The organism is Exiguobacterium sp. s50, assembly GCF_018618175.1.
Lineage (GTDB): Bacteria > Bacillota > Bacilli > Exiguobacteriales > Exiguobacteriaceae > Exiguobacterium > Exiguobacterium chiriqhucha.
Map to the genome: position 1 here is coordinate 47,081 of NZ_JACSLP010000012.1, position 6,504 is coordinate 53,584.

Sequence of the window (6,504 nt, forward strand, 5' to 3'; positions counted from 1 at the left end):
CAACAGGGCATGCGGTGACGTATTGCCCTGTTTCCACATCGGAAAGGAGTCGGCAGATGGAATCTCAAATTATGGTACGCGATATCGTGTTTCGTTACCCGGGACAGACCGAGCCAGCCCTCAATGGGTTGTCACTCGACGTATACAAAGGGGAATGGCTCGCAATCGTTGGCCATAACGGTTCTGGCAAGTCGACTTTGACGAAGTTGTGGAATGGGCTTTTGCTTCCTCAAGAAGGAGAAGTCCGGGTTGAGACACTCGATCCAACGGACGCCACAGACGTGTGGGACGTTCGGAAACGGATTGGTGTCGTCTTCCAAAATCCTGACAACCAGTTTGTCGGGGCGACCGTGCGCGATGATGTGGCATTCTCTCTCGAAAACATGGGACTTCCACGTCAAGAAATGGTTCGTCGAATTGATGACAGTCTAGCGCGCGTTGGATTATCGGAACTAGCGGACCGTGAACCGCATCAGTTATCCGGTGGACAAAAGCAGCGTGTTGCGATTGCTTCGGCTCTCGCAATGCGCCCGCATGTCCTCGTGCTCGATGAAGCTACCTCGATGCTCGACCCGATTGGGCGCAAAGAGGTGATTGAAACGGTGCAACAGCTCGTCTCAGAAGGGATGACCGTTGTCGCCATTACCCACGAGCTCGACGAAGTGTTGTTTGCCGACCGTATCATTGCGTTGTCGAAAGGCAAGATTGCGATGACCGGCACACCCGAAGACGTGTTTCAAAATCCGGAGGCGTTACGAGCCATTCAGCTCGACGTACCGTTTATTGTCCGGATGCAACTCGAACTGAAGGAACGGGGCATACCACTCGATCGTCTGATGCTACAACATTCGGAGTTGGTGAACCATCTATGCCGATTAGCATTGAAGAAGTGACTTACCAATATCAATTGAATACTCCGTTTGAACGAACCGCGCTGCGCGATGTGAATGTGATGATTCCGTCGGGGGCGCTTGTTGCGTTTCTTGGCCATACCGGCTCTGGAAAATCAACGCTCGTTCAACATATGAACGGCCTGTTGCGGCCGACAAAAGGTCGTGTCGTCGTCGATGACATCGAAGTCCGTGCAATCACGAAGCGTCGCGATAAAAAGCAAAGCTTACTCCCGCTTCGGCGCCGCGTTGGGCTCGTCTTTCAATATCCGGAACATCAATTATTTGAAGAGACGGTCGAACGCGACGTCATGTTCGGTCCACGTAACTTCGGGGCGTCTGAAGACGAAGCGAAAGAACGGGCTCATGTCGCCTTACGCCTTGTCGGGCTCGATGAAGCGCTTTGGAGCCGTTCGCCGTTCGATCTCTCCGGCGGACAGATGCGCCGTGTCGCCATCGCCGGAGTACTCGCGAGCCGTCCGGACGTTCTCGTCGTGGATGAACCGACGGCAGGGCTCGATCCGCTCGGCCGTCGCGAGATGCTGGCGTTATTCAAACGATTAAAACAAGAACTTGATTTGACACTCATCCTCGTCTCACACGATATGGATGATGTGTTGGCCTATGCGGAACGTGTCGTCGTCATGGAACGCGGACAGGTCGCCTTTGACGGAGATCCGTTCGACTTATTCAAAGACGAGGCGCTCGTCGAGTCACTCCAGCTCGAGATTCCACACGTGCTCCGTTTCGCCAATGAACTCGCCCCTGTGTTTGGGGTCGCCACACCGTCTCTCCGAACAGAGACCGAATTGGCGGACTGGATTGCGCTCGAGCTAGGAAGGGGGGGGAGCGACTTGATTATCGGACAGTACATTCCCGGACACTCGTGGCTCCACACACTCGACGCGCGAGCCAAGACGTTGTTTATCCTCGCCTTCATTCCCATCGTCTTTTTGGCGGATAACTTGTGGACGAACGTATTCTTGCTGGCCTTCACGTTGTTCGCCGTGCGATTGTCTCAACTGTCGTGGCGGTATTTATGGAACGGACTGAAGATGATTCTATTCCTGATCCTATTTACGCTGTTGTTGCAGTTGTTCTTTAATCGCGAGGGAACCGAGTTGATTTCATTCGGACCGTTCGCCATTTATTCGGAAGGTGTCCGCATGGGCTTAATCGTCTCGCTCCGTTTCTTCTATCTCGTCATGTTGACGACGCTCGTGACGCTGACGACGACGCCGATGGAACTGACCGACTCGATTGAGGCCGGGCTCCGTCCGTTAGAGCGGTTCCGGGTACCGGCCCATGAGATCGCCCTCATGTTGTCCATCTCGCTCCGTTTCTTGCCGACGTTGGCCGACGAGACGGATCGGATCATGAAGGCCCAACAGGCGCGAGGGGTCGATTTGAAGAGCGGTCCAATCATGGATCGCCTCAAGGCGGTCGTCCCGCTCATGATCCCTTTATTCGTATCTGCGTTTAAACGTGCTGAGGACCTCGCTACGGCGATGGAAGCTCGAGGGTACCGTGGGGGTGAAGGGCGGACACGGTTGCGTGAGATGACGTGGCATCGCCGTGATACGGCGTTACTCCTCATCTTCGTCATCGTGACACTCATTCTAATCGGATTGCGAGGGATTGGATGAAGCGAATCAAACTGACGGTAGCGTATGACGGGACGAACTATGCAGGCTATCAGGTACAACCGAATGGAAACACGATTCAAGCCGAAGTGGAGGCCGTCTTGGCGCGGATGCATAGCCGAGCCGTGAAAGTCGTGGCCTCAGGGCGTACGGATGCTCGGGTCCACGCGAGAGGGCAAGTCTTGCACTTCGATACGCACCTCTCGATGCCGGTCGACCGGTTCGTTAAAGCGTTGAATGCGATGTTACCGGATGATATCCTCGTCCAAGCGGCTGAAGAAGTCGATGCTTCGTTTCACGCACGCTACGGGGCGAAACGGAAAGAGTATCGCTATTTCTTCCGAGGCGACGCCGATCCGTTCCGACGCCACCATGCCGTGACGGTCACGTATACGCTCGATCATGAGCGGATGCGCCAGGCGCTTCGTCTATTAGTCGGGACCCACGACTTCACGTCCTTCTCGGTGACGAAGGCGGAAGTGGAGGACCGCGTCAGAACAATTTATGAAGCGGAGTTCGTTGAAGCAGGCGATGAGATGTACTTCCGATTCGTCGGCTCGGGCTTTCTCTATAACCAAGTTCGGATTATGGTTGGTACGTTGCTTGAGGTCGGGCGAGGGAAATATGAACCGGCAGATGTGAGTCGAATGCTCGCTTCTAAAGACCGGCGTAGCGCTGGGATTACAGCCCCACCGCACGGTCTATATTTGTGGAATGTGAATTATGAAAAAGTAGATTGACATTCCCCCTATAAAATCGTATTATATTCATTGGCATTTCATTTTCACATTGAGAGATGAACCACAATCTTAGCCCCGTAAACTAGGATTATGATAAAGCATCAAACAAGCACTAAAAAAATTAAGTAAACAGACATTTTAGGAGGTATTCCACATGCGCACGACATTCATGGCAAAAGCATCTGAAGTAGAACGCAAATGGCTCCTTATCGACGCAGAAGGCAAAACACTTGGTCGTTTGACTAGTGAAGTAGCATCACTTCTTCGCGGTAAGCACAAGCCGACTTTCACACCACACGTTGATTGCGGAGATCACGTCATCATCATCAACGCTGAGAAAATCCACTTGACTGGTAACAAATTGAACGACAAGATTTACTACCGTCATTCAGGTCATCCAGGCGGTTTGAAATCACAAACTGCAAAAGAGCTTCTCGCAAAACGTCCAGAGCGTATGCTTGAACTCGCAATCAAAGGGATGCTTCCAAAAGGATCACTTGGTCGTCAATCATTCAACAAACTCCACGTTTACGCTGGAGCTGAGCACAACCACGCAGCACAAAAACCAGAAGTTTACGAACTTCGCGGTTAATCGGGACACAGGGAGGAACTAAACGATGGCAGATGTACGTTACTACGGAACAGGCCGCCGCAAACACTCGGTGGCTCGCGTTCACCTCGTTGCAGGTGACGGCAAAGTTGTTGTAAATGGCCGTGATATTTCAGAATACTTCGGTCATGAGACTTTGATCATGATGGCAAAATCACCACTCGTATTGACTGAAACAGAAGGTAAATACGATGTAATCGTTAACGTTAACGGTGGTGGATTCACAGGACAAGCTGGAGCGATTCGCCACGGCGTATCACGTGCGCTTCTTCAAGCGGACCCAGAATTCCGTCCAAGCCTCAAAGAAAAAGGCTTCTTGACTCGTGACGCTCGCATGAAAGAACGTAAAAAATACGGTCTTAAAGCTGCACGTCGCGCACCACAATTCTCGAAGCGTTAATCTTCGAACAATTTGGTTCAAACTCTCTGTCCATTGGGGCGGAGAGTTTTTTTGTTGCTCATGAAATTGTTGCATTCCGTTCCCTCAAGAAAACGCTTTTTTTGATATACTGTTAGCGAGACAGAAATTAGGGGGAAACCACATGCTTACAGTAGAACAAGTTCGTGAAGAATTGGCGGGGTTGATCGATCCAACAATCAACCGTACGCTTGGAGATACAGCTGGCGTGAAGGATATTCGCATTAAAGAAGATTATGTCAGTGTTAAAGTCGCGCTCGGTCAAACCGGGAGCGGGGAACAGCTCCAACTTCAACAAGAGATTGTCACGTTGCTCAAAGGAAAAGGTTTCAAGACGGTCGGCCTCCGCTTCGAGGCGCTCAATGACGAGAGCTTGAAAGAAGCGACAAAGCCGGCGATCCTTCGTGAGAACGCCGGCACGACGTTCATCGCAATCGCATCAGGGAAAGGCGGCGTCGGGAAATCGACGGTCTCCGTCAACTTAGCCGTCGCGCTCGCGCGTGCCGGGAAAAAAGTCGGATTGATTGATGCGGACATTTATGGCTTTAGTGTGCCGGATATGCTCGGGATCGAAGAACGACCAGTCGTACGTGGAGAAAAAATCATCCCGGTCGAGCGGTTCGGTGTGAAAGTCATTTCAATGGGCTTCTTTGTCGAAGATAACGCGCCGGTCATCTGGCGTGGACCGATGCTCGGGAAGATGCTCAATAATTTCTTTAACGACGTCGAATGGGGCGACCTAGATTACTTGCTCCTCGATTTACCGCCAGGGACGGGTGATGTCGCGCTCGATATTCATTCGATGCTCCCGGCATGCCAAGAGTTGATTGTCACGACACCGCATGCGACCGCTGCGTTCGTCGCTGCACGGGCTGGGGCGATGGCGATTAAGACGAACCACAAAGTGCTCGGCATCATCGAGAACATGGCGTACTTCGAAAGCAAAGTGACTGGAGAGAAAGAGTATGTCTTCGGTTACGGTGGAGGCGAAAAGTTGTCCGAGGCATTGAAGAGCAAGTTGCTCGCTCAAATTCCGCTCGGTCAGCCATACGAAAACGAAGAAGACTTTGCCCCATCGGTTTATCGGGACGGGCATCCGTTTGAGAAAACATACGATGGATTGGCACAAGCGGTCATTCAACAGATAGAAGGGTAATGGTTCACAAATGAAGGTACAAGGATTTTTAAGGTTGTTTTGGACGACGCTCGTCTTCGGGACGTTGTTTGGGTTTGTGATGAACTTACTGGCCAATCCAGGTTATTTAGTGAGTCAATCTTGGGAAGCGATCGTCACGGCGCTTAGCTACTCGAGCACGTGGACGGGAATTAGCATGATGGGATTCTTTGCTTATTTGATTGTCCACCGGGTTGGGTTGGACTTGTTCCGAGGACCAAGGTTATGGAATCGCGTGCAAGTGCTATTGATCGCCTTTGCGTTATTTGATGCGGTATATCTTCGCATGCTCGCGTTCGGCAACGATCATATGTGGCGCTATATCGGTGAAATGGTCGTGTTGGTGATGGTATCATGGATTATCGCGACGAGTAAGGCGAAGCAGACGAACGCGAGTGCGTTCATCCCGACGCTCTTCTTGATGATCGTCATCACGTTGATCGAATGGATTCCAGCCCTACAGGCGACGGATGAAATCGCCATCTTGTGGCCGGCGTTAGCGACGCTCGTGTTTGCCAATGCGTATCAAGTCTTGATGCTGCATCGCTTCCAAGCACCTGCTCAGGAAGAGAGCGTCAAACCGTCGACAGCGGGAAAGGCCAAAACGAAGAAACGTGTGTCATCAAAATCATCGTGACAGCGTACTAGTACAAGCTCAGACATTCGTCTGGGCTTGTTTGTTTGAAACGTTCTTTCGTTCAGTTACAGAGCGTAAAACAAAAAATAAAGTTTTTTTAGAAAAACAGTTGACGAAAATAGGGGGCGCTGATATATTAATAAACGTCGCTGCTGTTCACACACGGACAACAGAATGCGAATTAAAAAAATAATAAAAAACGGTTGACTTTAAAAGGTCAAATCGCTATTATTAAAAAGTCGCTAACACGACAACATTTGGTCTTTGAAAACTGAACGATGAGGCAAAAAAAGTTTTACAATGTTTGAATGAAGCGCAAGCTTCGTCATTTTTAAAGAGCTATATCAAATTCTTTGGAGAGTTTGATCCTGGCTCAGGACGAACGCTGGCGG

At 50.8% G+C, this 6,504-nt stretch carries 7 protein-coding genes and 1 pseudogene; all 8 read left to right on the plus strand.

Annotated features, from left to right (window positions below):
- Positions 1-56 precede the first annotated feature (56 nt).
- The 8 genes and pseudogenes from KNP68_RS13930 (at position 57) to KNP68_RS13965 (ending at position 6,112) form a co-directional block, all read left to right on the plus strand.
- On the plus strand, positions 57-893 hold the full coding sequence (locus KNP68_RS13930; protein WP_021066626.1) for an energy-coupling factor transporter ATPase: 837 nt from the start codon (positions 57-59) through the stop codon (positions 891-893).
- Positions 869-1,738, plus strand: a pseudogene (locus tag KNP68_RS13935) (energy-coupling factor transporter ATPase); the annotation flags it as partial. The gene KNP68_RS13930 and the pseudogene KNP68_RS13935, both read left to right, overlap by 25 nt.
- A 6-nt stretch (positions 1,739-1,744) precedes the next feature.
- Positions 1,745-2,536, plus strand: coding sequence for an energy-coupling factor transporter transmembrane component T family protein (locus KNP68_RS13940; protein ID WP_021066628.1), 792 nt, complete (start codon positions 1,745-1,747; stop codon positions 2,534-2,536).
- Entirely contained in the window at positions 2,533-3,273 is a 741-nt protein-coding gene (gene truA, locus KNP68_RS13945) for a tRNA pseudouridine(38-40) synthase TruA (protein WP_214799954.1), read from the plus strand. The genes KNP68_RS13940 and truA overlap by 4 nt, the downstream gene beginning before the upstream one ends.
- Positions 3,274-3,427: 154 nt before the next feature.
- On the plus strand, positions 3,428-3,865 hold the full coding sequence (rplM, locus tag KNP68_RS13950) for a 50S ribosomal protein L13 (RefSeq protein WP_021066630.1): 438 nt from the start codon (positions 3,428-3,430) through the stop codon (positions 3,863-3,865).
- Between the two features lie 25 nt (positions 3,866-3,890).
- Complete coding sequence (rpsI, locus tag KNP68_RS13955) at positions 3,891-4,283, plus strand: 30S ribosomal protein S9 (protein WP_021066631.1); 393 nt, start codon at positions 3,891-3,893, stop codon at positions 4,281-4,283.
- Positions 4,284-4,425: 142 nt separating this feature from the next.
- Positions 4,426-5,457 (plus strand): Mrp/NBP35 family ATP-binding protein, encoded by a 1,032-nt coding sequence (locus KNP68_RS13960; RefSeq protein WP_021066632.1) that lies wholly within the window; start codon positions 4,426-4,428, stop codon positions 5,455-5,457.
- A 34-nt stretch (positions 5,458-5,491) separates the two neighbouring features.
- Entirely contained in the window at positions 5,492-6,112 is a 621-nt protein-coding gene (locus tag KNP68_RS13965) for a KinB-signaling pathway activation protein (protein WP_251130882.1), read from the plus strand.
- The last annotated feature ends 392 nt before the right edge of the window (positions 6,113-6,504 follow it).

What these genes read in the sequence shown, in the direction of transcription:
- truA (WP_214799954.1), top strand. Translation starts at nt 2,533, where the DNA reads ATGAAGCGAATCAAACTGACGGTAGCGTATGACGGGACGAACTATGCA.
- KNP68_RS13960 (WP_021066632.1), top strand. Translation starts at nt 4,426, where the DNA reads ATGCTTACAGTAGAACAAGTTCGTGAAGAATTGGCGGGGTTGATCGAT.
- rpsI (WP_021066631.1), top strand. Translation starts at nt 3,891, where the DNA reads ATGGCAGATGTACGTTACTACGGAACAGGCCGCCGCAAACACTCGGTG.
- KNP68_RS13930 (WP_021066626.1), top strand. Translation starts at nt 57, where the DNA reads ATGGAATCTCAAATTATGGTACGCGATATCGTGTTTCGTTACCCGGGA.
- rplM (WP_021066630.1), top strand. Translation starts at nt 3,428, where the DNA reads ATGCGCACGACATTCATGGCAAAAGCATCTGAAGTAGAACGCAAATGG.